The organism is Mesorhizobium zhangyense, from assembly GCF_011045115.1.
Classification (GTDB): Bacteria; Pseudomonadota; Alphaproteobacteria; order Rhizobiales; family Rhizobiaceae; genus Mesorhizobium_M; species Mesorhizobium_M zhangyense.
The window spans coordinates 40,028-64,628 of the sequence record NZ_JAAKZG010000003.1 but is presented as its reverse complement, the minus strand read 5'-3'; the positions used below and the strand labels follow the sequence as shown (position 1 = coordinate 64,628).

24 protein-coding genes and 1 riboswitch are annotated in these 24,601 nt (G+C 62.8%); of the genes, 15 read left to right on the top strand and 9 right to left on the bottom strand.

Annotated elements, in window-relative coordinates; translation table 11 throughout:
- Positions 1-302 precede the first annotated feature (302 nt).
- The gene (locus G6N74_RS07140; protein ID WP_165115828.1) at positions 303-1,502 is read left to right on the top strand and encodes an MFS transporter; all 1,200 of its coding nucleotides are present in this window, start codon (positions 303-305) and stop codon (positions 1,500-1,502) included.
- Here G6N74_RS07140 and G6N74_RS07135 read toward each other — a convergent pair.
- On the bottom strand, positions 1,471-2,670 hold the full coding sequence (locus G6N74_RS07135) for an aromatic ring-hydroxylating oxygenase subunit alpha (protein ID WP_165115826.1): 1,200 nt from the start codon (positions 2,668-2,670) through the stop codon (positions 1,471-1,473). The genes G6N74_RS07140 and G6N74_RS07135 overlap by 32 nt on opposite strands.
- A gap of 142 nt (positions 2,671-2,812) precedes the next feature.
- Positions 2,813-3,006, top strand: a riboswitch (cobalamin riboswitch).
- Positions 3,007-3,043: 37 nt separating this feature from the next.
- Here G6N74_RS07135 and G6N74_RS07130 point away from each other — a divergent pair.
- Genes G6N74_RS07130 through cobO form a run of 4 tightly spaced genes read left to right on the top strand, consistent with a single transcriptional unit; the run spans position 3,044 to position 5,130 of the window.
- A complete protein-coding gene (locus tag G6N74_RS07130; protein WP_165115824.1) occupies positions 3,044-3,223 on the top strand; it encodes a CbtB domain-containing protein in 180 nt (59 codons plus the stop codon).
- Positions 3,224-3,238: 15 nt separating this feature from the next.
- Complete coding sequence (locus G6N74_RS07125) at positions 3,239-4,003, top strand: CbtA family protein (protein WP_165115822.1); 765 nt, start codon at positions 3,239-3,241, stop codon at positions 4,001-4,003.
- Complete coding sequence (gene cobU / locus G6N74_RS07120) at positions 3,996-4,511, top strand: bifunctional adenosylcobinamide kinase/adenosylcobinamide-phosphate guanylyltransferase (protein WP_165115820.1); 516 nt, start codon at positions 3,996-3,998, stop codon at positions 4,509-4,511. The genes G6N74_RS07125 and cobU overlap by 8 nt, the downstream gene beginning before the upstream one ends.
- 1 nt (position 4,512) lies before the next feature.
- Positions 4,513-5,130, top strand: a complete 618-nt coding sequence (cobO, locus tag G6N74_RS07115) for a cob(I)yrinic acid a,c-diamide adenosyltransferase (protein WP_165115818.1) — start codon at positions 4,513-4,515, stop codon at positions 5,128-5,130.
- 237 nt (positions 5,131-5,367) lie between these two features.
- Here the strand turns inward: cobO and cbiB are convergent, their stop codons facing one another.
- Complete coding sequence (gene cbiB, locus G6N74_RS07110) at positions 5,368-6,336, bottom strand: adenosylcobinamide-phosphate synthase CbiB (protein WP_165115816.1); 969 nt, start codon at positions 6,334-6,336, stop codon at positions 5,368-5,370.
- On the opposite strand from cbiB, the gene cobD reads away from it, so the two are divergent.
- Both cobD and G6N74_RS07100 read left to right on the top strand, forming a co-directional pair.
- Positions 6,335-7,396 (top strand): threonine-phosphate decarboxylase CobD, encoded by a 1,062-nt coding sequence (gene cobD, locus G6N74_RS07105; protein ID WP_165115814.1) that lies wholly within the window; start codon positions 6,335-6,337, stop codon positions 7,394-7,396. The genes cbiB and cobD overlap by 2 nt on opposite strands.
- Positions 7,393-7,896: a tyrosine phosphatase family protein gene (locus tag G6N74_RS07100; RefSeq protein ID WP_165115812.1), complete on the top strand. Its 504-nt coding sequence runs from the start codon at positions 7,393-7,395 to the stop codon at positions 7,894-7,896. The genes cobD and G6N74_RS07100 overlap by 4 nt, the downstream gene beginning before the upstream one ends.
- On the opposite strand, the gene G6N74_RS07095 is transcribed toward G6N74_RS07100, so the two are convergent.
- Complete coding sequence (locus G6N74_RS07095) at positions 7,897-8,700, bottom strand: creatininase family protein (protein WP_165115810.1); 804 nt, start codon at positions 8,698-8,700, stop codon at positions 7,897-7,899.
- 199 nt (positions 8,701-8,899) lie between these two features.
- Positions 8,900-9,283: a RidA family protein gene (locus G6N74_RS07090; protein ID WP_165115808.1), complete on the bottom strand. Its 384-nt coding sequence runs from the start codon at positions 9,281-9,283 to the stop codon at positions 8,900-8,902.
- Positions 9,284-9,529: 246 nt separating this feature from the next.
- Between G6N74_RS07090 and G6N74_RS07085 the strand changes: the two genes are divergently transcribed.
- The 7 genes from G6N74_RS07085 to G6N74_RS07055 all read left to right on the top strand — a co-directional run bounded on the left by G6N74_RS07085 (position 9,530) and on the right by G6N74_RS07055 (position 16,349).
- The gene (locus G6N74_RS07085) at positions 9,530-10,534 is read left to right on the top strand and encodes an ABC transporter substrate-binding protein (protein WP_165115806.1); all 1,005 of its coding nucleotides are present in this window, start codon (positions 9,530-9,532) and stop codon (positions 10,532-10,534) included.
- 16 nt (positions 10,535-10,550) lie between these two features.
- Positions 10,551-11,360 carry an ABC transporter ATP-binding protein gene (locus tag G6N74_RS07080; RefSeq protein WP_165115804.1) on the top strand — a complete coding sequence of 270 codons (810 nt, stop codon included), beginning with the start codon at positions 10,551-10,553 and terminating at the stop codon, positions 11,358-11,360.
- Positions 11,357-12,208, top strand: coding sequence for an ABC transporter permease (locus tag G6N74_RS07075; protein WP_165115802.1), 852 nt, complete (start codon positions 11,357-11,359; stop codon positions 12,206-12,208). Before G6N74_RS07080 ends, G6N74_RS07075 begins: the two co-directional genes overlap by 4 nt.
- Before the next feature lie 253 nt (positions 12,209-12,461).
- Positions 12,462-13,766, top strand: coding sequence for a cytosine deaminase (locus G6N74_RS07070; RefSeq protein WP_165115800.1), 1,305 nt, complete (start codon positions 12,462-12,464; stop codon positions 13,764-13,766).
- Entirely contained in the window at positions 13,766-15,169 is a 1,404-nt protein-coding gene (locus tag G6N74_RS07065; protein WP_165115798.1) for an FAD-binding oxidoreductase, read from the top strand. Before G6N74_RS07070 ends, G6N74_RS07065 begins: the two co-directional genes overlap by 1 nt.
- Positions 15,170-15,180: 11 nt before the next feature.
- A complete protein-coding gene (locus tag G6N74_RS07060; protein ID WP_165115796.1) occupies positions 15,181-15,762 on the top strand; it encodes an NAD(P)H-dependent oxidoreductase in 582 nt (193 codons plus the stop codon).
- Positions 15,762-16,349: an NAD(P)H-dependent oxidoreductase gene (locus G6N74_RS07055; protein ID WP_165115794.1), complete on the top strand. Its 588-nt coding sequence runs from the start codon at positions 15,762-15,764 to the stop codon at positions 16,347-16,349. The genes G6N74_RS07060 and G6N74_RS07055 overlap by 1 nt, the downstream gene beginning before the upstream one ends.
- Before the next feature lie 163 nt (positions 16,350-16,512).
- Here the strand turns inward: G6N74_RS07055 and G6N74_RS07050 are convergent, their stop codons facing one another.
- From G6N74_RS07050 to G6N74_RS07035, 4 genes are read right to left on the bottom strand one after another with little or no spacing between them, the layout of a single operon-like run.
- Positions 16,513-18,957, bottom strand: a complete 2,445-nt coding sequence (locus G6N74_RS07050) for a GcvT family protein (protein WP_165115792.1) — start codon at positions 18,955-18,957, stop codon at positions 16,513-16,515.
- A complete protein-coding gene (locus G6N74_RS07045; protein WP_165115790.1) occupies positions 18,954-20,147 on the bottom strand; it encodes a pyridoxal phosphate-dependent aminotransferase in 1,194 nt (397 codons plus the stop codon). The genes G6N74_RS07050 and G6N74_RS07045 overlap by 4 nt, the downstream gene beginning before the upstream one ends.
- Position 20,148: 1 nt before the next feature.
- Positions 20,149-22,599 carry a GcvT family protein gene (locus G6N74_RS07040; RefSeq protein WP_165115788.1) on the bottom strand — a complete coding sequence of 817 codons (2,451 nt, stop codon included), beginning with the start codon at positions 22,597-22,599 and terminating at the stop codon, positions 20,149-20,151.
- 24 nt (positions 22,600-22,623) lie between these two features.
- Positions 22,624-23,229 carry a helix-turn-helix domain-containing protein gene (locus G6N74_RS07035; RefSeq protein WP_205826571.1) on the bottom strand — a complete coding sequence of 202 codons (606 nt, stop codon included), beginning with the start codon at positions 23,227-23,229 and terminating at the stop codon, positions 22,624-22,626.
- 172 nt (positions 23,230-23,401) lie between these two features.
- Between G6N74_RS07035 and G6N74_RS07030 the strand changes: the two genes are divergently transcribed.
- Entirely contained in the window at positions 23,402-24,112 is a 711-nt protein-coding gene (locus G6N74_RS07030) for a nitroreductase (RefSeq protein ID WP_165116777.1), read from the top strand.
- A 41-nt stretch (positions 24,113-24,153) separates the two neighbouring features.
- On the opposite strand, the gene G6N74_RS07025 is transcribed toward G6N74_RS07030, so the two are convergent.
- Positions 24,154-24,594 (bottom strand): MarR family winged helix-turn-helix transcriptional regulator, encoded by a 441-nt coding sequence (locus G6N74_RS07025; RefSeq protein ID WP_165115786.1) that lies wholly within the window; start codon positions 24,592-24,594, stop codon positions 24,154-24,156.
- Positions 24,595-24,601: the final 7 nt, after the last annotated feature.

Here is a 24,601-nt window from a genome sequence, read left to right as displayed (position 1 = left end):
GCCGGCCATCTCCCCCGCGGGTGGGGAGATCAGCCGTCATGTCCTCTTTCGACAATCTTCAGCGTTGCAGGTAGGGCGCACAAGTGAAGCTGCTAATCTCCCCACTTGCGGGGGAGATGGCCGGCAGGCCAGAGGGGCGCGAAGGAACGCGGCCTACTTGCGATTTCAATGCGCAGCCGAGTCTTAGGCCACAGCCGGAAAGACGATATCCAGCCGGCTTTTGCGACGATGGCAGGTCGGTTTCCTGCTATCGGCGGTGTGATCGGGCCTGCAAATCTGCCGGCAAATGATCCGGGGCAGGAATGGTCACGCAGGTAAGGCATCCGATCTGGCTTCCCGCCGTAAAGCCGGCGGGCGCGCGCACATTTGCCACGCTCTATGCGCTGGAATCTTTTGCGCGCGCCTCGATCGCCAGCGTCGTTCCGATCCAGGCCTACGAACTCCTGCAGAACAAGCAGACCGTCTCTCTGCTCTACACACTCGTTGCCTTCATCGGCCTTTCGGCAACGCTGTTCATGCCGATGTTGATCGACCGCTTCTCGCGGCGCTGGATCTACACAACCGGCGTTGCGCTGCTTGCCGTCGGTTCGCTGCTGTTCATGACGCATTCGCTGCCGGGGCAGATGTTCGGGATGCTGGCCCGCGTCATGGGGGCGAGCGCGCTGGCGATCACGCTCAACCTCTACATCATGGACCATATCCGCAAGACCGACATCATGCAGGCCGAATCGCTGCGCATGGCCACATCGATGATCGCCTGGACAGGCGGTCCGACGCTGGGCGTGTTCCTCTACACCCGCTACGGCATCTTCGTGACGCATGGCGTGGTGGTCGCCTTTGCGATCGCGCTGCTGATCACCTTCTGGTACTTCCGCCTCGGCGACAACGCCATGATCCGTCCCGGCAAGACGCGGCCGGCCAATCCGCTCAGGAATATCGGCCGCTTCGTCGCCCAGCCACGGCTGCGGCTGGCCTGGGTGATCGCCTTCGGGCGCTCCTGCTTCTGGACGACGTTCTTCGTCTACGGCCCGATCCTGATGGTGGTGACGGGGCAGGGCGAACTGGCCGGTGGCCTTCTGGTTTCGGCAGGAAACGCCCTTCTGTTTGCCGCCATCTATTGGGGCAAGGCCGGCCGGCGCTTCGGCGCGCGAAACATCATGGCGTTTGCCTTCGTCGGCATGAGCGCGGCACTGTTGCTGGCCGGACTTGACGGCGAGCGATTGCCGCTTGTCACTGGCGTCTTCCTGCTTTTCGGCGCGCTGTTTGCGGTGGCGCTCGATGCGCTCGGCTCCACGGCCTTCATGCGCGCGGTGCGCATCCATGAGCGGCCGCAAATGACAGCTGTCTATCGCACCTATCTCGACCTTTCGGAGCTGTTGCCGCCGCTGGTCTATTCGGTGGTACTTGCCTTCTTCGGGCTCGGCGCGGTGTTCGTCACGCTCGGCGCTTTCACGGCCATCTGCGGCTTCATCACCTGGCGCTATCTGCCGAAGTCGATGTGAGCATATGTGCGTGCTGGACGCGCACCCATTGGTGGAAGCGCTGAAGCTCATATTCCTCCGGCATCAGGACGCCGGTCTCGTGACGAAGCGAATGCAGGCCCTTCTGGTTGATCTCGCAGATGGCCGCGTCCTCCTCCAGCACCTGGATGCCGAACTTGACGATGTTTTCGAGGTCGGTACCACTTGCGGTGAGCGCTTCCGGCAGGAAGAGCCATTTGGCAACAAGCTCCGTTTGCTCCGGCCCAAGCGGAACCAGCCGCACGGTGCGGACGTAATCGACATGGCCGACGATGAACATCGACGGCAGGTGTGAAGCATAGGTCTGGCCGGTGGCACGCTCGGCCTCTGTCAGGCCGGGAAAGACCGGGCCATGAACGCACCCGTCCTCAGACCACGTCTCGGCGCCGGCGCGCAGGCCGCCCGAATATTCGGGCGCATCATTGTCGGCATGAAGCGCCCATTCCGGATCGTCATGCCGCGCCATCAGGCCGCGACCATAGATCGGCACGAGGTGCGACAGGGATTTATGGACGCCCGGGCAATGCAGGCATTCGTTGAAGTTTTCCCAAAAAATTTTCCAGTTGCAGTTCATAACCTTGCGAAAGGCATGCCCGGTGACGAGGTTTTCCAGCGGCCAGTTGCTCAGGTCGGCCGAGCCGCTGTCGAAGACATCTGCAGCCGAGCCTTGCGCATTTTCCGCCAGGTTCACGAAGACGAAACCGCGCCAGACCGACAGCGCCACCGGATAGAGCGGGTAATCGGCCTTGTCGAAACCTTCGGGCAGCGATTTCGACGGTACGCGCACGAGCTCGCCGCGCAGCGAATAGGACCATGCATGATACGGGCAGGTCAGCAGTCGGGCTTTCAGCCTGCCTTCGCTTTCACTGCAAAGCTGCGAGCCGCGATGGCGACATGTGTTGTGGAAAGCGCGCAGCACGCCGGTCTCGTCGCGAATGATCAGGATTTCCTGCGTGCCGAGTTTGAAGACGCGATAGGCTAGCGGTTGGTCTAGATCGGCCACACGGCAGGCCATGATCCAGTTTCGATACCAGATCGCGTCGAGATCGCGCTGGTATTCGGCGTCGCTCCAATAGGCGCGGGACGGAAGCGTCACCTCCGCCATTCGAAGGCCGTTATAGGCGTTGCCTTCCGCCGTGCCCGCCGTCATGGCGCGATCCCTCCAGACCGGAGCAGCGGATACCTGTGCGAAATAATTGTCAATTCCGGGAGCAGCCGCCACTTGGGCGTTTGCGACTTTTCCGGCGCACAAGTGGCGGGAAATTGGTTTGCCGGGCGGCGGGTTTATCCTTATAGTCGCCGATGTCGTCGGTTCCGTGAGGAATCAATAGGGAATGCGGTGCGGGCAATTTTTGCCCAAAGCCGCGGCTGCCCCCGCAACTGTGCGCGGCGAACTCTCCCCAGATGCCACTGAGATTTTTCTCGGGAAGGCGGGGAAGGGTGTCGACCCGCAAGCCAGGAGACCTGCCGGCGACGTCGGAAACTCTAGGTGCCCTCGGGTGGAGGGTGAAAGGAATTTGGAAATGAACACGGTTTCTTCGTCGCTCGGCGCATCGGCAGGCTCAGTCGCGCGCTCGATGCAGTTGGCAATGGCCGGTCTGCTCGGCCTCTTCGTTATCGGCTTCGTCGGCTTCTCGCATATGGAAGTCGTCCACAATGCCGGCCACGACTATCGCCACTCGATGGCGTTTCCCTGCCACTAACGAAGGACCGCTCCCATGACATTGTTTCGTAACGTCGTGTTCATCGCGGCGATCGCAGGGCTATTGTCCGGCATCGTCATGACGGCCATGCAGACCTATGCGACCGTTCCGCTGATCCTCAAGGCGGAAACCTTCGAGAACGCCGAAGGCGGTGGCCACGAGCATGCTGCGCCGGCAACCGATAGTGCACAAACCGCCGTTCCGGCGGCTGAGGTTGCAGCACCCGCGCACGAGCATGAGGAAGAAGGCTGGGCGCCGGCAGACGGCTTCGAGCGCTTTGCCTTCACGGCACTCGCCAATATCGTCACCGGTATCGGCTTCGCGCTGGTTCTGGTCGCCGTTTCGGAACTCGCCGGCGGCATCGCCAACTGGCGCCAGGGCATCTTCTGGGGTTTTGCCGGCTTTGCCGTATTCACGCTGGCGCCGGGCCTCGGCCTGCCGCCGGAACTGCCGGCTATGCCTGCGGCCGATCTTGCCGCGCGTCAGGTCTGGTGGATCGGCACGGTGGTTGCGACCGCTGCCGGCCTCGGCCTGATCGCCTTCCGCTCGTCGCTGGCGTTTTCGCTGGTTGGCGTTGCGCTGATGGTCGCGCCGCATCTCCTCGGCGCGCCGCAGCCGGCCAGCCATGAATCGCCGATCCCGCCGGATCTGCATCACCAGTTCGTGGTCGCCGTAACGGTCACGAACCTGATCTTCTGGGTCGTACTGGGTGCTGCCGTAGGCGTCATTCGCGGACGCTTCACCGGAACGGCGACCAGCCTGCGCGACAGCTTTGCCTGACGCCACTTCGCTGACCTTCCTGCTCGGCGGTGCGCGCTCCGGAAAGAGCGCGCATGCCGAGCGGCTGGCCACCGCATTCCCTGCGCCCTGGACCTACATCGCCACGGCGCAGGCTTTCGACGACGAGATGGTCGAGCGCATTGCGCTGCACCGCGACCGCCGCGCCGAGGGCTGGCAGACGATTGATGCGCCGCTCGATCTTGCCGACGCCATAACCGGGGTTCCGGATGGGCAGCCCTTGCTGGTCGATTGCCTGACGCTCTGGCTTTCCAATCATTTGCTGGTCGATCATGATCTGGAACGCGAAAGCGAACGGCTGGAGGCGGTTCTGGCCAAGCCGCGCGGTCCGTGGTTCGTCGTCGCCAACGAGGTCGGGCTCGGCATCGTGCCGGACAACGCCCTGGCGCGGAAATTCCGCGATGCCGCCGGCCGGCTCAATCAGAGGATCGCTGCCCGCGCCGACCGCGTGTTGTTCATGGTCGCGGGTCTGCCGATGCAGGTGAAATGAGATGAAAGAAATCGACGAAAAGGAAGCCGAGCGCCATAAGGCCAAGATGGCCAAGCGCAAGGCGGTGCAGGACGCCGAGGTGGCCGAAAAGACGGTCACCGAGAAGGGGCTGCTCATCGTCAACACCGGCCCCGGCAAAGGCAAGACGACGGCCGCCTTCGGGCTTGCTTTGCGCATGCTCGGCTACGGCAAGCGCGTCGGCGTCGTGCAGTTCGTCAAAGGCGCCTGGCACACCGGCGAGAAGGATGCCTTCGCCACCTTCGGCGACCGCATGGTCTGGCATACGATGGGCGAGGGCTTTACGTGGGAGACGCAGGACATCAAGCGCGACATCACTGCTGCCGAAGCCGCATGGGCCAAGGCGGTGGAGCTGATTTCCGATCCGTCGATCAGCCTCGTCGTGCTGGATGAACTCAACATCGCGCTGCGCTATGACTATCTCGACCTCGACAGCGTGGTTGCGACTTTGAAGAACCGGCGGGAGGGCCTGCATGTCGTCGTCACCGGCCGCAATGCCAAGCCGGCGCTGATTGAGGCTGCTGATCTTGTGACCGAAATGGGCTCGGTGAAGCACCATTTTTCGGCCGGGGTGAAGGCGCAGCAGGGGATTGAGTTTTAGGGGCGCTGTTCCGTTTCCCTTCTTCGCATAGGTAGCACTCTACGGCGCCCCCCTCTGGCCTGCCGGCCATCTCCCCCACAGGTGGGGAGATCAGCAGCTTCGTTGCCCCGCTCACCTTGCGGCGTTTCTGATTGGCGAAAGTCGTGATGACAGCTGATCTCCCCACCTGTGGGGGAGATGGCCGGCAGGCCAGAGGGGGGCGCGAAGGAATACAAGCGTGCCGGTAGGGGTGCCTCTTTATCCAAGCACGTAACCCAAACCTGCCAACACTCCAAACCCCACCACCATCAACCCATCCGCCGTCCAATAAAGCCGCAGCGCCCGCCTGATATCCGCGGCGTTCGCCTCGCGCCGCCCGTCGCCCATCGTCGCATCCTCGACCATGACGCCGCCATAGACGCGCGGGCCGGCCAGCGACAGACCGAGCGCGCCGGCCATTGCAGCCTCCGGCCAACCGGCATTGGGCGAGCGGTGTTTGGAGGCATCGCGCCAGACGCTGCGCCATGCATTGGCCGCGCTCGCTCCCGGCACAATCATCGCGGCAACGACCAGCAACAGCGCTGTGAGCCGCGATGCGGGCAGGTTGATCAGATCGTCAAAGCGGGCAGCCGCCCAGCCGAAGGCTTCGTGGCGCGGCGTGCGGTGGCCGATCATCGAATCGGCGGTGTTTGCAGCCTTGTAGGCGACGCCGCCGGCCAGCCCGCCGATGCCGAGCCAGAAGGCGGGTGCGACGATGCCATCGGAGAAATTCTCGGCGAGGCTTTCGATCGCGGCACGACTGACGCCTGCCTCGTCGAGCCGTTCGGGATCGCGGCCGACGATCTGCGACACGGCGCGCCTGCCGGCCTGCAAGCCGCCGCGATCCAGTGCATCGGCGACCGCTTTCACATGGCTCGCAAGGCTGCGCTGCGCAAGCAATGTGCTGCCGAGAAGGGCTGACGCCACGATGCCAAGAGCCGAAAGCGAAAACAGCGTTTCAAGGAAAAATGCGATGCCCGCCGGGATGGCAATCAGCACGATCAGCGCCACCACGCCGCAAATGCGGCGTGATGCGTCGGATTGGGTGGCGCGGTTGAGGGTCGTGTCGAGGAAAGAAATGAGCTGGCCGATCCAGATCACCGGATGGCCGATTGCGCGCACCAGCCGATCCGGGTAACCGAGACCCAGTTCGACGAGAAGCGACAGGAAGGCGAGCAGGACGAACATGGCGCTGGAAAACAGGAGTTCGGTGACGGCGGTGGCCGATCACGGCGGCAGCCTCGGCCGGGCGGCAGCGCTGTTTCCGCATGCGCCGCTGCCCTGGATCGACCTGTCGACCGGGATCAATCCGCACTCCTATCCGCTTTTCGATCTCCCTGCCACAGCCTTGTCGCGGCTGCCGGAGCCGGGCCGTGCGCGCGAATTGGCAGCGATTGCGGCAAGCGCCTATGGCGCGGCTTCTGCCGCCAATGTCGTATCCGCGCCGGGCACGCAGATATTGCTGCCACGCGTCGCCTCGCTGGTGAAACCGGGCAGGGCGCTGGTGCTGGGACCGACCTATGCCGAGCACGCGCGGGCCTGCGCGATTGCCGGTCATACGGTGTCGGAAGTTCGCGATTTCGAGGCGCTTTACGATTCGGATCTGGCCATCGTCGTCAACCCAAACAATCCTGACGGGCGCGTGATTGCGCGCAAGAAGCTTCTTCATCTCGCCGCCGCGTTGCACGTTAAAGGCGGACTGTTGGTGGTCGATGAAGCCTTCATGGATGTCGGGCCGCAATCCGAGCGCGTCGACGGTGATGCCGGGCAGGGCGGTCTCGTCGTGCTGCGCTCCTTCGGAAAGTTTTTTGGCCTTGCCGGTGTTCGGTTGGGCTTTGCCATTGCGGAAAAGCCGCTAACCGAACGGCTCGACGCAGAACTCGGGCCTTGGGCGGTTGCCGGCCAGGCGCTGGAATATGGCATCAAGGCACTCGCCGACATATCGTGGCAGGACGCCATGCGTGCGCGGCTTCAAGAAGAGGCGGCGCAGCTCGATGCGCTGCTGGCCAGGCATGGCGTGATCGTCTCCGGCGGCACCAGCCTGTTCCGGTTCGTGAAAACGCCTCACGCGGCCAGCCTGTTCATCGCGCTCGGCGAAAAGGGTATCCTGCTGCGCAATTTCAGCTGGGATGCGAACGCGCTCCGCATCGGCCTGCCGGGAAGCGAAGCCGATTGGCAGCGTCTGGAACAAGCCCTCGCAGGATGGGCGGCCCGGCATGCCGGCAATCTCACCGAGGTTCGTTCATGATCTATGTCTGCCCGCTGTCGAAGATCGATGAAACGGTGACGCGCATCGGCGCGAGCCGGATGGTTTCGCTGCTCAACACCGGCACGGCGCTGACGCGGCCTGCCGTGATCGCGCCGGAAAACCATCTGCTGTTGCTCATGAACGATATCGCCGAGGCGCAGGAAGGCATGACCTTGCCGGGCGAGGACCATGTGCGCAACCTGCTCGATTTTGCCGGCACATGGGATCGCGCGCAGCCGCTGCTCATCCACTGCTTTGCCGGCATCAGCCGTTCGACGGCGTCGGCCTATATCGTCGCTTCTGCGCTCTCGCCGCATCGCGACGAGGTCGAACTGGCGAATACGCTGAGGCAGGCTTCGCCCTCGGCAACGCCCAACCCACGGCTGATCGCGGTGGCTGATGATATTCTCGGGCGTGGCGGGCGTATGGTCGATGCGATCCGGGCGATCGGGCGCGGCGCCGATGCTTTCGAGGGAACGCCGTTCGGACTGAGCCTCTGATCAGGGCAGCCAGTCGGCCAGTTTCGCTTTACGCACGTCTTTCAATAGCCTGATGAAGCCTTCGGCTTGATGTTCCGCCGTCAGCTTTCCCTTCTCAGCCGTTGCAATTGCGGCATTGCCGACGACACCATGCTTGTTGAGGTCGGTCGCAACCCAGGCGAAGGCATGCGTGCCGGTCTGGCGTAGAAGGTCGAATTGCTGTTCGGCATTGGCGACATTGGAGACGAAATTCTCGGCCTTGCCCATATCGACCAGATCGGGCCGGAAATGCAGCATCAGCGAAGTCTCGACATCGCCGCCATGGATGCCTTGGCGGTCTTCCAGTTCCGGGTACATGCCCTCGGGCCGGCCAAAGCGCTGCCAGCTCGTCTTCACCGCCAGCATGTCGAAGCGCACGCGCAGCTCGCGCGTGACGATGCCCATGATCTCCTCGTTGCCGCCATGCGAATTGACGACGACCAGCTTGCGCACGCCAGCCCGCGCGATGGAGACGCCGAGTTCGGTCCAGGCTTCGATCAGCGTTGTCGCCGGCAAGGTCAGCGTGCCGGGCGCATAGAGATGCTCGTTGGATTTGCCGACCGCCTGCACCGGCAGGATGCGGACGTCGAGATCGTCGGGCAGGCGCGCGATGACGGCGTCGAGCATGCCGTTCATGATGGTGGTGTCGGTGGAAACCGGCAGGTGTGGCCCATGCTGCTCGATTGCTGCGACCGGCAGCACGGCGATCGTCGCTTCGGGATCGATCGAAGCATATTCGGTGGTCTTGTAGTCGCCCCACCAGACGCGTCTTTTTGCTTGGGCCACTGGGCACTCCGAAGAACTTGATAATGGTTTGCGCTGCCCCTCACCCTTACCCTCTCCCCGTAAGGACGGGGAGAGGGGGTCGCCGGCGCTGGAGCTTCCTCCTTCTCCCCGTCACTATACGGGGAGAAGGTGCCGGCAGGCGGATGAGGGGCAGCGCCAATCTCTGGATCATTTAACGACAGTGCGAAGCGCTGTCGACTTATCCAGCCGCAACTACCTCGATCTCGACCTTGAACTCCGGGCGGGCAAATCCGGAAACGATCATCAGCGTCGAAGCGGGTGCAGGATCGGAAAACAGGCGGTCGCGTACGTCCATATAGGGTCGCAGATAGGCTCGGTCGGTGACGAAGGCGTTGATGCGCACGATATCCCTCAGCGTCAAGCCCGCTTCGCCGAGGATTGCCGCGATGTTGGCGAAGCAGAGTTCGGCCTGCGCGCCGGCATCCTCGGGGATAGTGTCATCCGGCCCAATGCCGAGCTGGCCGGAGCACAGAACGAGGCGCCTGCCAGCCGGAACTTCCACGCCGTGGCTGTAGCGCGCGAAGGGTGGTTTTATCGTTTTGGGGGTGAGGAATCTGAGCATGAAAATCTCCGGGTTGCCGTGACCCTAGATCGGTTGAGCATCCCGCTTCAAGCCGTTGTGCATGCTTTCCAACCATGATGGACAGACGCCCAGAAAATGGGCACGATGCCGGGTGAAACAGCACAAGCGCGCCGCTGGAATTGCACGATGGCGTCATCATCCCTGCAAACAGCCAATGGCATACGTCTTGCTTGAAGTCTTTATTGCCCGGCGACAATCGCGCGGGCCGAAACAGGGGTGTTGTCGATGAACAGGAAATTCTGCTTCTCCGTCGGCGTGATCGCGCTTCTTGGCGCTTCCGCATCGACCGCACTGGCAGCCGAAAAGATCACCTACATGACCAACTGGTTGGCCCAGGCCGAGCATGGCGGCTACTATCAGGCCGTGGCCGACGGCACCTATGCCGCCTGCGGGCTGGACGTCACCATCCAGCAGGGTGGCCCGCAGGTCAGCGGCCGGCCGCTGCTTCTGGCCGGCAAGATCGATTTCTACATGGGCGGCAACCTGTTGCAGGCGTTCGATGCCGTGCAGCAGAACATTCCGCTGCGCATCGTTGCCGCTTCCTTCCAGAAGGAGCCGCAGGTGGTGATGTCCCATCCGGGGCAGGGCCTCGACAAATGGGAAGACCTGAAGAACGCTGACCAGTACATCCTGGGTGACGAGGGCGCGCAGAGCTTCTTCCAGTGGATGATCACCGAATTCGGTTTCGATCCCGCAAAACGCGTGCCCTACACCTTCAATGCGGCACCCTTCATTGCCAACGCAAAGTCCATCCAGCAGGGTTATGTCACCTCGGAACCTTTCGCAGTCGAGAAGGAAGGCGGCTTCAAGCCCAACACTTTCCTGCTGGCTGATTACGGTTTCAGCACCTACGCGACCACGATCGAGGCGATGCAGGAGACGATCGACAAGCGGCCGGAAGTGGTAAAATGCTTCGTCGATGGCTCGGCCAAGGGCTGGTACAATTATCTCTACGGCGACAACAAGGCCGCCAACGAGGCGATCAAGAAGGACAATCCCGACATCACCGACGAGCAGATCGCCTTTTCGATCGAGCAGATGAAGAAGTTCGGCATCGTTGATTCAGGCGATGCGGAAAAGCTCGGCATCGGTGCCATGACCGACGAGCATATCGCAGGGTTCTACGACAAGATGGTCAAGGCCAAGGTCATTCCAGAGGGCCTCGATATCAAGAAGGCCTACACGCTTGATTTCGTCAACAAGGGCGTGGGGCTCGACCTGAAGAAGTGAGTCCGGCTCCGACGTAATGGTTCCATCGACAACAGTACCGGGCATGGAAGGCAGCGGAAAACCGCTGCTTTCGCTGCGCGCCGTCGGAAAGACCTTTTCCAACGGCGTGACCGCGCTCAGCAATGTCGACATGACGATCCGGGAGGGCGATTTCCTCAGCCTGCTCGGCCCGTCAGGCTGTGGCAAGTCGACGGCGCTGCGCATCATCGCCGGCCTGACGGCGCCGACCACCGGCACGCTGGACTGGTCGCGCAAGCCCGGCGAGGAGAGTTCCGTCGGTTTCGTCTTTCAGGAGCCGACGCTGCTGCCCTGGGCCAGCGTGTTCGATAATGTGTGGCTGCCGCTGCGGCTGAAGGGCGTTTCACGAAGCGATGCTGCACCGGCGGTTTCGCAGCTTCTTGAGCGCGTCCACCTCTCCGGCTTCGAAAACGCGGTGCCGCGCGAGCTTTCCGGCGGCATGAAGATGCGCGTGTCGATCGCGCGTGCGCTGGTGACCAAGCCGCGCGTGCTGCTCATGGACGAGCCGTTTGCGGCGCTCGACGAAATCACGCGCTTCAAGCTCAACAACGACCTGCTGGAGCTCTGGCAGGATGAGCGCTTCACCGTCGTCTTCGTCACGCACAGCGTCTTCGAAAGCGTCTTTCTCTCCAACCGCATCGTCGTCATGGCGGCACGGCCGGGCAGGGTGTTTCAGGAGGTCGAGGTTGACGCGCCCTATCCGCGCGACGAGGCGTTCCGCACATCGCCCGCTTATGCCGCCTTGTGCCGGCAGGCCTCGGACGTGCTGGTGAGCGCCATCAACTCCACACACGGAGCGGCGGCATGACCGCTGTCGAAAGCTCCGTGGCAACGCTCGATCCCGAGGAAGCGCGGCGCCTGCGGCGGGAACGGCTGGAGCGCATCGGCAGCTGGGTGCTGCCGCTGGCGATCATGGTGCTGGCGATCTGGCTGTGGGACCGCATCTGCGTCTGGAACGAGATCCCGCAATATATCCTGCCGCGTCCCGGCGTGGTGCTGCAGACGCTGTATAACGACGCCGCCCTGCTGTTCGGCTCGCTGCTGGTGACGCTGCGCATCACCTTTCTCGGCCTGCTCCTGGCGGTCGTCGGCGGCGTAGGGCTCGCCGTGCTGTTCGCGCAGTCGAAATGGGTGGAGATGTCGTTCTTTCCATTCGCCATCGTGCTGCAGGTCACGCCGATCGTCGCGATCTTTCCGCTGATCAACATCTATGTCGACAACCAGACGGCCAAGCTCCTGCTCTGCGCCTGGATCGTCGCCTTCTTCCCGATCTTGTCCAACACGACGCTCGGGCTGAACTCGGTAGACCGCAATTTGCGCGACCTGTTCCGCCTCAATGGCGCGACGCGCTGGCAGGAGCTCTGGCATCTGCGCCTGCCGGCGGCGATGCCCTATTTCCTCGGTGGCTTGAAAATCGCCGGCGGCCTGTCGCTCATCGGCGCGGTGGTTGCCGAGTTCGTCGCGGGTGCTTCCGGGCAATCGTCGGGGCTCGCCTCGCGCATCATCGAGGCGGGCTACCGGCTAAACGCACCGAGGCTGTTTGCGGCGCTGATCCTGATCTCGCTTGCCGGCATCGTCATCTTCCTCGTGCTTTCGCTCGTGTCGCATCTCATCCTGCGGCGCTGGCACGAAAGCGCGCTGAAGCAGGAGCGGTGAGGGTGGCTGTGCGGGTTGCAGAAAGAATGGGACTGTCTGCGCGCTACGTTGCCCCCCTCTGGCCTGCCGGCCATCTCCCCCTCAAGGGGGGAGATCAGCTTTCACAACTGCTTTCGCCAATCTTCATAGCTGTTGAGCAGGCGGCAGCGTTGATACTGCTAATCTCCCCCCTTGAGGGGGAGATGGCCGGCAGGCCAGAGGGGGGTGCGAAGGAACGAGGCGTTGCTGCTCATTCGCCGAGGTGGGCGGTGCAATGACGGCGATCCAGTTCCCCACATCCGGCAACTACACCCTCACCAACACCCGCGTGCATTCCTCGCTGACACCCGGCCTTGCCGCCTCCTTCGACACTGATGGCTTCGCGCTCGCCAACGTCACTGTCGCGGCCGGCAGGATTTCGAGCATTGCGCCCGCTTCACCAGCCGCCAACGCCATCGACCTCAAAGGCCGCATCATCCTGCCGTGTTTCGTCGATTGCCACACCCACATCGACAAGGGCCATATCTGGCCGCGAACGCCGAACCCGGACGGTTCCTTTCCCGGTGCGCTCATCGCGACAGGAAACGACCGCGCCGCGCGCTGGACTGCCGAGGATGTCGCCCGGCGCATGGATTTCTCCCTGCGCTCGGCCTATGCGCACGGCACCAAGGCGCTGCGCACCCATATCGACAGCGTGCCGCCGCAGGAAGAAATCTCCTGGCCGGTTTTTGAGGAAATGCGCGAGCGCTGGCGTGGCCGCATCGAGTTGCAGGGGGCCTGCCTGCTCGGCATTGATGGCGTGCGCGATGCGGCATGGTTTGAACGGTTGGCGAAGCAGGTGGCGGCTGCCAATGGCGTGCTCGGCGCTGTCGCCTATATGGTGCCCGACCTCGACGAACTGCTCGACCGCATGTTCCGCACCGCGATTGATCACGGCCTCGACCTCGATTTCCATGCCGATGAAACTGCCGATATCTCCGCAGTCGGTCTGAGGAAAATCGCCGAAGCCGCCTTGCGTCATAGCTTCGCGGGAAAAATCCTCGTTGGCCATTGCTGCTCGCTGGCGCGCCAGCCGGATGCTGACGTGCTGGATACGCTCGACAAGGTCGCGCGTGCTGGCATTGCGGTGGTGTCGCTGCCGATGTGCAATCTCTACCTTCAGGACCGGCGCCATGACGGCACCACGCCGCGCTGGCGTGGCGTGACGCTGCTGCATGAGATGAAGGCGCGCGGCATTCCGGTTTCGGTCGCCTCCGACAACACCCGCGACCCGTTTTATGCCTATGGCGATCTCGACATGCTGGAAGTCTATCGCATGGCGACACGCATCCTGCATTTAGATCACCCGGTGAGCGACTGGCCGAAGTCGGTTGCGTCGTCGCCGGCGGAGGTGATGCGGCTCGACGGAGCGGACAGCATAAGCGCCGGCGACGCCGCCGACTTCGTCATTTTCAAGGGTCGGAGCTGGACCGAGCTTCTGTCGCGGCCGGAATCGGATCGCATCGTCGTCCGCGATGGCAAGGCGATTGCGCGCGAACTGCCCGACTATGCCGAACTCGACGACCTTATGGTGAAATGATGAACATTTCGGCGCTTAAGCGCGAACTCGACGGCATGAAGATCGAAGACAATCCGGCGATTGCGCAGCAGAAGAGCCGCGATTTCTACTGGTACAGCCCTGTCCTCAAGCGCCAGCTCGAAAACGTCACCGCCGATCTCGTTGTCTCGCCCAAGAACCAGGCCGAGGTCGTGCGCGTGCTCGCCGCCTGTCACCGCCTCGGCATTCCGGTAACGCCGCGCGGCGCCGGCACCGGCAATTATGGTCAAGCCATGCCATTGTCGGGCGGTGTGGTGCTGTCGCTAGCCGAGATGAGCGAGATCACCACGATCGCGTCGGGGCGCGTCATTTGTGGGCCGGGCGCCATCCTTGCCGATATCGACCGGGCGACGCGCACGCATTCAGGCCAGGAACTGCGCCTGCACCCTTCCACCTACAACACCGCTTCCATCGGCGGTTTTATTGCCGGCGGGTCGGGCGGCGTCGGCTCGATCAATTTCGGGGGTTTGCGCGATTTCGGCAACGTCATTCGCCTGCGCGTCGTCACCATGGAGGCCGAGCCTAAGGTTCTGGACCTCACCGGTGAGGACCTGCACAAGGTCACCCACGCCTACGGCACCAACGGCATCATCGTCGAAGTCGAGATGCCGTTGACGGCGTCCTACGATTGGATCGACGTGATCGTCGGCTTCGACAGTTTCATGGGCGCGGCGCGCTACGGCAATGCGCTTGGCTGCCAGGACGGGTTGCTGACCAAGCTCATCACGCCGATCGCGGCACCTGTGCCGCAGGATTATTTCAAGCGCCACCAGCGTTTTTTCCGGTCGGGGCAGAGCATCTGCCTGGTGATGGTCGCGCCGCATTCGCTCGACGCATTTCTTGCTTTCACGCGTCGCGAGGGCGGCGAAGTCGTGATGAACGCTGCCAGCATGTCCGAGGAGGAGAAAAAGGGCCTGCCGCCGACCTTCGAGCTTGCCTGGAACCATACGACCTTGCGGGCGCTGCGCGTCGATCCCGCGATGACCTATCTCCAATCGCTATACCCATTCCCGAACCAGTTGGCTCTGGTCGAGAAGATGGACGCGATGTTTCCGGGCGAGGTGTTTTCCCATCTCGAATTCGTGCGCTTCGACGGCAACATCACCTGTTTCGGCCTGCCGTTGGTGAAATTCACCACCGAAGAGCGGCTCGATGAGATCATTCGCTTGCATGAGGAGAATGGCTGTCCGATCTTCAACCCGCACCGCTACACGCTGGAGGAGGGCGGCATGAAGCAGACGGACGATATTCAGTTGGCCTTCAAGCGAGAGGCCGACCCCCAAGGCCTGCTCAATCCCGGCAAGATGATCGCCTGGGAAAATCCCGACTACGACTACCGGTCGGGCAAGACGTTCCTATTCAAGGGTTTGCAGCGGGCGGGTTGACGGGAGCAGGCATGAACATCCTCGTCCTCTACGCCAATCCGGTGGAGACAAGCTTCGGCGCGGCAGTTCACAGCCTGATCGTCGAACGGTTGAGGACGAAGGGCCATAGCGTCGACGACTGCGACCTCTATGCCGAAGACTTCGATCCGCGCCTCACGCGCGCCGAGCGCATCGGCTATCACGATAGTCCCGCCAATATCGAAAGCGTGCGCAGCTATGTCGAGCGGCTACAGCGCGCGGACGCGCTGGTGCTTTCCTTTCCTGTGTGGAACTATGGCTATCCCGCTATCCTGAAAGGCTTTTTCGATCGCGTCTTCTTGCCCGGCGTGTCGTTCAAGCTGGTCGCTGGCCGCACGGTGCCGACGCTTCACAATGTCAAAAAGGTCGCGGCCGTCACCACCTATGGCGGCAGCCGGCTCGCTGCGTTGCTGGTTGGCGATCCGCCGCGAAAGATCATCACGCGGGTGTTGCGCGCGACGGTGAAACCGGGAGCGCCGGTTTCCTATCTGGCGCACTATTCCATGAACCTTTCGACACCCGCCTCGCGCGAAAAATTCATGGCGAAGGTCACGGCGCAGATGGACTCGTTCTGATGCGGGTGCTGGTTGTCTATTGCCATCCCGTGCCTGAAAGCTTCTGCGCGGCGGTGCGCGACGCGGCAATCGAGGCGATCAACGCCAAGGGCTGCGAAGCGCGCCTCGTCGATCTCTATGCGGAAAACTTCGACCCCGTCATGCGCGACGACGAGCGGCGATTCTACAATGACCGCCGGCCGGTGGACCCAGCACTTGAGGCGCATATCGAGCACCTGAAATGGGCGCAGGCAATCGTCTTCATCTACCCGACATGGTGGTATGGCCTGCCGGCCATGCTGAAAGGCTGGCTCGACCGGGTGTGGGCGACCGAGGTCGCTTTCGAACTGCCCAAGGGCAAGGGCGCGATCAGGCCGCTGATGACGCATGTGTCGAAGATCGCCGTCATCACCACCTGCGGTGCGCCGCGCTGGTGGTCGCATGTCGTCGGCCATCCCGGCCGCAAGACCATCTTGCGCGGCATCCGCGCGCTCTGCGCCCGGCGCTGCCGCACGATGTTCCTGGCGCATTACATGATGGACACCTCGACGCCGAAAAGCCGCGATGCGTTTCTGGGGCAGGTGAGGCGCAAGCTGGCGGCTTTTTGAGAGTGGACGTTGCGGCAGTCCTTCTTCTCCCCGTCTCTATACGGGGAGAAGATGCCGGCAGGCAGATGAGGGGCGGAGCCAGCTTTGCAAACTTTGGCGCTGCCCTCATCCGACCCTTCGGGCCACCTTCTCCCCGTATAGAGTCGGGGAGAAGGAAGAGGCGCTACATCCTGACCCGTTCCGATTTCGGATCATACATCGGCTTCAGCGACATCTCCGCCTTGAAGCGTTCGCCCGCGATTTCGATCTCGTAGGATGAGCCAAGCACATCGGCCTCGCTCTCGCCTTTCGCCGGTACATAGCCGAGCCCGATGGCGCCGCCGAGATGATGGCCGTAACCGCCTGAGGTGATGGGGCCGACGATCTTGCCGTCGCGCACGATCGCCTCGTTGTGGAACAGCAACGGCTCCGGGTCGGTGAGGCGGAATTGGACCAGCCGGCGCGACAGGCCGGCATCCTTCTTTGCCAGCACTGCGTCGCGGCCGATGAATTCGCCCTTGCCGGTCTTCACGGCAAAGCCGAGGCCGGCTTCCAGCACGTGGTCCTCGTCGGTGATGTCATGGCCGAAATGGCGGAAGGCTTTTTCGATGCGGCAGGAATCCAGCGTGTGCAGGCCGCAGAGTTTCAGGTCGAACTCCCGACCGGCTTCCTCCAGCGCCTCGAAGACATGGGCTGTCTGGTCGGTCGAGACATAGAGTTCCCAGCCGAGTTCGCCGACATAGGTGACGCGGTGGGCGCGCGCCAGCCCCATGCCGATCTCGATTTCCCGGAAGGTGCCGAACGGGTTGGTCTCATTGGAGAAATCGTTGGGGCTGATTTTCTGGATCAACTCGCGCGAGCGCGGGCCCATCAGGCAGAGCACGCTTTCCGAGGCCGTCACATCGGTGATGACGACGAACTCGTCGCGCAGATGCTTGCGCAACCATGCCAGATCGCGCTGCAAGGTCGCGCCGGGCACGACTGCGAAGAAGGCCGTCTCGGAAAGCCGCGAGACGGTGAGATCGCTCTCGATGCCGCCGCGATTGTTCAGCATCTGCGTGTAGACGATCTTGCCGGGAGCGACGTCGAGGTCGTTGGCGCACATGCGCTGCAGGAAGGCCAGCGCATCGCGGCCCTCGATCCTGATCTTGCCGAAGGAGGTCATGTCGAACAGGCCGACATTGCTGCGCACGGCAAGGTGCTCGTCGCGCTGGTTGTCGAACCAGTTCTGCCGTTTCCAGGAATATTTGTATTCGCGCTCCTGACCCTCGCGGGCGAACCAGTTGGGGCGTTCCCAGCCGGCGACTTCGCCGAACACAGCGCCGCGCGCCTTGAGATGCTCGTGGATCGGCGAGCGGCGCACGCCGCGCGAGGTCGCCATCTGGCGGTAGGGGAAATGGTCCGCATAGAGCAGGCCGAGCGTCTCGGACACGCGCTCCTTGAGATAGGCGCGGTTCTTCTGGAATGGCTGGGCGCGGCGGATGTCGACTTCCCACAGGTCGAAGGGCGCTTCGCCGTCATTGATCCATTGCGCCAGCGCCATGCCGGCACCGCCGGACGAGACGATACCGATGGAATTGTAGCCTGCCGCCACCCAATAGCCGCCGAGTTCGGGCGCTTCGCCGAGATAGTAGCGGTCGTCGGGCGTAAAACTTTCCGGCCCGTTGAAGAAGGTGTGGATGCCGGCGGTGCCGAGCATCGGCATGCGGTTCACGCCCATTTCGAGGATTGGCTCGAAATGCTCGAAATCCTCCGGCAACTGGTCGAAGCAGAAATCCTCCGAAATGCCGTTCATGCCCCAGGGCTTGGCGACCGGCTCGAAGGCGCCGAGCATCATCTTGCCGGCGTCTTCCTTGTAGTAGGCGCATTCGTCCGGCACGCGCAGGACGGGGAGGCGGCCGAGGCCCTGGATGGCTTCGGTGACGAGGTAAAAATGCTCGCAGGCGTGCAGCGGCACGGTCACGCCCGACATGGCGCCAAGCTCGCGCGCCCACATGCCGGCGCAGTTTATCACCACGTCGCTCTCGATCGTGCCTTGCTCGTCGCCCTTGGCCCATGAAACGCCGGTGACGCGGCCGTTCTTCTGGTGCACGGCGGTGACTTTTACCCCCTCGACGATCTTGGCGCCGCGCTGGCGTGCGCCCTTGGCCAGTGCCATGGCGATGTTGGCGGGATCGCATTGGCCGTCGAGCGGCAGGTGCACCGCGCCGACCACGTCCGACACGTTGAGATGCGGGTACATCTCCTTGACTTCGTTGGGTGAAATCTCGCGGACATCGACATCGAAGGCGCGGGCAAGCGAGGCCTGGCGGTAGATTTCGTGCTTGCGCTCCTCTGTTAGTGCGACGGTGATGGAGCCGACCTGGCGCATGCCGGTGGCGACTTCGGTTTCTTCTTCCAGCTTGACGTAGAGGTCGGCGGAGTATTTGGCGAGCCGCGTCATGTTCTGCGAAGCGCGCAACTGGCCGATAAGCCCCGCGGCATGCCAAGTCGTGCCGGAGGTGAGCTGCTTGCGCTCCAGAAGCACGATGTCGGTCCAGCCGAGCTTGGCGAGGTGATAGGCAACCGAACAGCCGGATACGCCGCCGCCGATGATGACGGCGCGGGCTTTTTGCGGCAGAGAACTCATGCTTGCTTGCTTTCCTTGGATGGGCTGTAGGTGGTAGCGAAGCGCTTCAGGCGCGCTGCTGCTTCAAGAAGAATTTCCTCCGGCTGGCAGAGGCTGATGCGGATATGGCCGGCGGCGGCGTCGCCGAAGCTGACGCCCGGCATGACGGCGACCTTTTCGGCGTTGAGGAACGCCCAGGCGAAGCTTTCGCAATCCGGCTCGATGGCGCTGATGTCGAGCATGACATACATGCCGCCTTCGGAACCGCGCACGGTGACATTGTTCAGCCCGCGCACCGCGTCGAGGAAAACGGCGCGTCGTGCCGTATAGCGTTCGGCGATCTCCTTGACGCCATAGGCGTTTTCCATCGCCTCGACCGCTGCGCGGCTGACGAAATCGGTCAGCCCGTAGGTGGTGACGAGATTGAGGCTGATGAGCAGGCTGACCAGTTCCTTCGGAGCAGTCAGCCAGCCGATGCGCCAGCCGGTCATGCCGTGGCTTTTCGACATGGAATTGATGACCAGCGTCCGTTCGGCCATGCCGGGCAGCGAGCGCGGCGAGACATGCTCGCCGCCGCCCAGCGTCCAGTAGACCTCGTCGGAAAACAGCCAAAGATCGTGCTTGCGGCAGATTTCCGCGATGCCTTCCAGGCTTTTGCGGGAGTAGACCGCACCCGTCGGATTGTTGGGCGTGTTGATGAGGATGGCCTTGGTGCGCGGCTGCAAAGCTGCGGCGATATCCTCGGCGCGGGGCTGGAAACCGTCCTCGGCCCGGGTCTCGACGATGGTGAATTCAGCGCCTGCCGCCCGGAAAGTTGGCGGGTAGGTGGCATAGTAGGGCGCAACGACGATGGCGTGGTCGCCTGGATCAAGTGCGGCTTGAGCGGCGGCAAATAGCGCGAGCTGCCCGCCGGGTGTGGCAATCACCTCGTCGGCGGTGGTGGGCACGCCGGTGCATTGCGTGGAGAGTTTCGCCATGGCCGCGCGCAGGCGCGGTATGCCGGGAAGCTGCGTATAATGGTGATAGCCGGCGCGCACGGCGGTGACGCAGGCTTCGACCGTTTCGGCGGGCGTGTCGAAATCGTGGTCGCCGACCGAAAGCATGATGATGTCTTCGCCTGCCTCCTTGCGGTTCATGGCGGCGAAATGGACTTCCCAGCCGTCCTTGCCGGACGGCGTGATACCGGAAATGCGGGATGAGGGTTTGGGCATCTTACGCTCTCAATCTCTCGTTCTTCGGGTCCCACAGGGGCTGGTCTTCCTGCACCACCGCGGGGAAATTCTCGCCAAAGATCTCCACCTGCACTTTCGTGCCGGGCACTGCCAGATCGGCGCGGATCGTGCCGAGCGCTATCGACTTGCCGACGCGGTAGCCCCAGCCGCCGGAGGTGGTTTCGCCGACGATCCTGCCTTCATAGAGGACGGTCGACATGTAGGGCGCATCGTGGTCGCCGGCCTCGACCACCAGCGTGACGAAGCGCTTCTTCACGCCCTGCTGCCGCTCGCTCAGAAGTGCGGCCTTGCCCTTGAAATCCGGCTTGTCCCATTTGACGAAGCGCTCGAGCCCGCCTTGCAGAACGGTGTAGTCGGTGGAGAGATCGCCCTTCCAGGCGCGGTAGCCCTTTTCCAGACGCAGCGAATCCAGTGCGAACATGCCGAAGGGTTTCAGGCCGTGCTTTTGCCCGGCAGTCCAGACGGCGTCGAAGATCGCCGCCGTGTCCTCCACCTTGCTGTGGATTTCCCAGCCGAGTTCTCCGGCAAAGGAAACGCGCACGAGCTGGCACCAATGGCCGGCGATCTGCACGGACTGATGCGACAGCCATGGCAGTGACAGGTCTGCGTCCGTCACGCTGGCCAGTATTTTTCGCGCGTTCGGCCCGGAAAGAATCTGGCACGAAAAAGCGTCGGTCATGTTTTTGAGTGAGATTTGAGTCGCTTGCGGCAGATGCTTCTGAAGCCACTCGAAATCGTGCCATTCGGCAACGGCAGCCGTGATCAGGAAGAAAAAGTCCTCCCCAAGCGCCATGATCGACATCTCGGTGACGATGCGGCCCTTGTCGTCGGCGAAATAGGCGAGCCCGATGCGCCCCGGTTTCGGCACCACGCCGGTGATCAGCGACGACAACCAGTCGCGCGCGCCGGCGCCTTCGACGCGGAAGCGCGAGAAGCCGGGCAGGTCGAGAATGCCGGCTGTGTCGCGCACGGCAAGGCATTCCTCGCGAATGCGTTTCTCCCACGGGCCGGTGCGGGCGAAAGTCTGGGTGGATTCCTCCGATGTATCGTCGCCGGCCTGTGCGAACCAAGTCGCGCGCTCCCAGCCATTATAGGCGTTGAACTGCGCGCCGAGGGCGGCGATGCGGTCGTGGATCGGCGACAGTTTTTGTCCACGGCCAGACGGCCATGCATGGCGGGGGAAATGGATGGCATATTCGTGGCCGTAGATTTCCATGCCCTTGGCCACGGCATAGTCATGGTTGGCGGCGTATGAGGTGAAGCGGCGCGGGTCGCAGGACCACATGTCCCATTCGGTCTGGCCTTGCGTCACCCATTCGGCCAGCACTTTGCCAGCCCCGCCGGCCTGGGCGATGCCGAAGGTGAAGACGCAGGCCTCGAAGGCGTTGGGCACGCCCGGCATCGGGCCGATCAGCGGGTTGCCGTCAGGCGCATAGGGGATGGGGCCGTTGATGACCTTGGAAAGCCCGGCAGTGCCGAGGATCGGCACGCGGGCGATGGCATCATTGAGATACCATTCCAGCCGCTCCAGATCGTCGGGATAGAGCTGGAAGGAAAAATCGTCGGGCATCGGATCATCGGCGGTTGCCCAGTGGGCACGGCAGTTGCGCTCATAGGGGCCGAGATTCATGCCGTTCTTTTCCTGCCGCAGGTAATACGAGCTGTCGACGTCGCGCAGCAGTGGCAGCTTGTGTCCGGCCTCCCTCGACCATGCGGCGAGTTCGGGGATTTCCTCGAACAGGATATATTGATGGCTCATCACCATCATCGGCACATCGCGGCCGAACATCTTTCCAACCTCCTGCGCGCGGTAGCCGGCGGCGTTGACGACATATTCGCAGCGGATTTCGCCTTGCGGCGTCGAGACGATCCACTCACCCTTCTCGCGGCGCACGCCGCTGACCGGGCAGAAGCGGACGATCTTCGCGCCCATGTCGCGCGCGCCCTTGGCCAGTGCCTGGGTAAGCTGTGCCGGATCGATGTCGCCATCGCTCGGATCGTAGAGCGCGCCTTGCAGCTCATGCGTTTCGATGAAGGGATAGCGCGCCTTGATCTCGTCGGTTCCGACCACCTCGATATCCATGCCCTGATAGCGGCCCATGCCCCGGGCGCGCTGGAATTCCTGCATGCGCTCCTTCGAGTGGGCAAGCCGCAGCGAGCCGGTGACATGGTAGTTCATCGGGTAATCGACTTCCGCCGCCAGCCCCCGATAGAGCTCGGTCGAATAGCGCTGCATGTTCATCAGCGACCATGACGAGGAAAAGGTCGGCACGTTGCCGGCCGCATGCCAGGTCGAGCCGGAGGTCAGCTCGTTCTTTTCGAGCAGCACGCAATCGGTCCAGCCAGCCTTGGCCAGATGATAGAGCGCAGAGACGCCGACAGCCCCGCCACCGATGATGACCACGCGCGCCGACGTTGGAAAATCAGCCATCGAACCCTTCTCCTCCTCAATTCCTCAATAGACCGGCGGCGAGATCACCCATATGACCACCGCCGGTTCTTCGCCTGAGTTTTTCCATCGGAACGGCTTGCCGTCGAACCTGAAACTGTCGCCTTCTGCGAGGCTGTGCCAGTTGCCGTCGATCTCGATGTCGAAGCGGCCTGAGACGAGATAGCCGGCTTCCTCGGTCGGCCGATGCGCCGGCGTCTTCAATTCTGCGCCGGGTGCGAATTCGGATCGCAGCATTTCGAAGCTTCCGCCAAGGTCCGGCGAAAGAAGCTCTTCCACCAGGCCGGAATCGCTTGTGCCAAGCGAGCGGCGGCGGCCCGCGCGCACGATCACGCCGCGCTCGGCCTCTTCCGGTACGTCGTGGCCGAAGAACAGGCTGACCGGCACGCCGAACAGATCGGCGAAGGCGCGCAGGTCACCAATCGAAGGCGTCGACAGGCCGCGCTCGACCTGGCTCAGCCAGCCGACCGAACGCCCAAGTTTCAGCGCAATCTCGGACAATGTAAGGCCTCGCGCCTTTCGCAGCGCGCGCAGATCCCGCGCCAGCAGCGCATTTGCTCCATCTGGAAAGGGTTTGTCCGCCGCGATGTGCCGGGATTTTTGAAGTGACATGAAAATTCCTCAAGAAATTTCATCAGATGTCATTTCGTGAAAAATTCAAGCAGAATTTCATGAGGCGCAGGTAGTGCTTGCGAGAGTTAAGAGGCTGGTGCAAATGCAGGTTTCGCGAAAGGATGATGACGAGCGTTCTTTGGATCGCAGCCGCATCGAGAAGGAATTGTTCATGCTGGCACGTGGGGCCGCAGCCAACGCCAAGGACGAAACCGCAATCGTCGACGAGGCCATCGTGTCGCGTCGTTCGGTGCGCGCTTTCCTGCCGACGCCGGTCGATGACGCCGTGATCCGGGAAATCCTGGATGTCGCCGCGCGCGCGCCGTCGGGCACGAATATGCAGCCGTGGAAGGTCTACGTCACCAAGGGCGAGAGCAAGCAGCGCATCACCGACGCCATCCTCAACTCGGGCATTCGCGCGGAAAAGGCGAACTGGGACGAGTACAAATATTATCCCGACCAGTTCTTCGAGCCTTATCTGGCACGCCGCCGTGCCAACGGCTTCGGCCTCTACAGCGTGCTTGGCATCGGCCGGCGCGAGGTCGAGCGCATGCGCGCCCAGCACGACCGCAACTTCGTCTTCTTCGACGCGCCGGTCGGCATGATCTTCACCATCGACCGCCGGCTCAACCAGGGCTCGTGGATCGACTACGGCATGTTCCTGCAGAACATCATGATCGCGGCGCGAGGCAGGGGCTTGCACACCTGCCCGCAGGCAGCATTTGCGCCCTATCACAACCAGATCAGGCCGGTTCTTGATATTCCGGATGAGGAAATCGTCGTCTGCGGCATGGCACTCGGCCATGAGGACACGACCAAGCCGGAAAGCACCTTCCGCACCGACCGTGCACCACAGGAAGAGTGGGTGACGTTTCGCGAGTGATCCTGCCGCGTCTGTGACGGACGGCTAGCGGAGCGTCATAGCTACTCGCCCAATTCCTTTTCCAGATTTGCGGTAACGCCGCGCAGCATTGCCAGATATGCCTGTGCGTCTTTTTCCCCGAGGCCGTTGAGCGCAGCCGCATTGACCGCGGCGATCGCTTCGCGCACGCCGGGTATCTTTTCCATGGCTTTTGGCGTCAGCGAGTAGAGGGCGCTCCTGCCATCGTCCGGATTGGGCGCGCGGGCGACAAGTCCATCGCGTTCCATGCGCGACAACGTTGCGGCCATGGTCGGCTGCTCGATCGCGGCTATTTCGGTCAGGGCCTTCTGCGATAGCGCGCCACCATCGCCAAGGGCGAAGAAGACGGGCAACTGGCCGGATGACAGGCCGAGTTCCTTCAATCGTCGGTCGATGGCTTTCGCAAACAGGCGCGCCGCCCAGTTGGTGAGATAGCCGGCTGATTTTTCGCGCGAAAACTTCATCTGCATA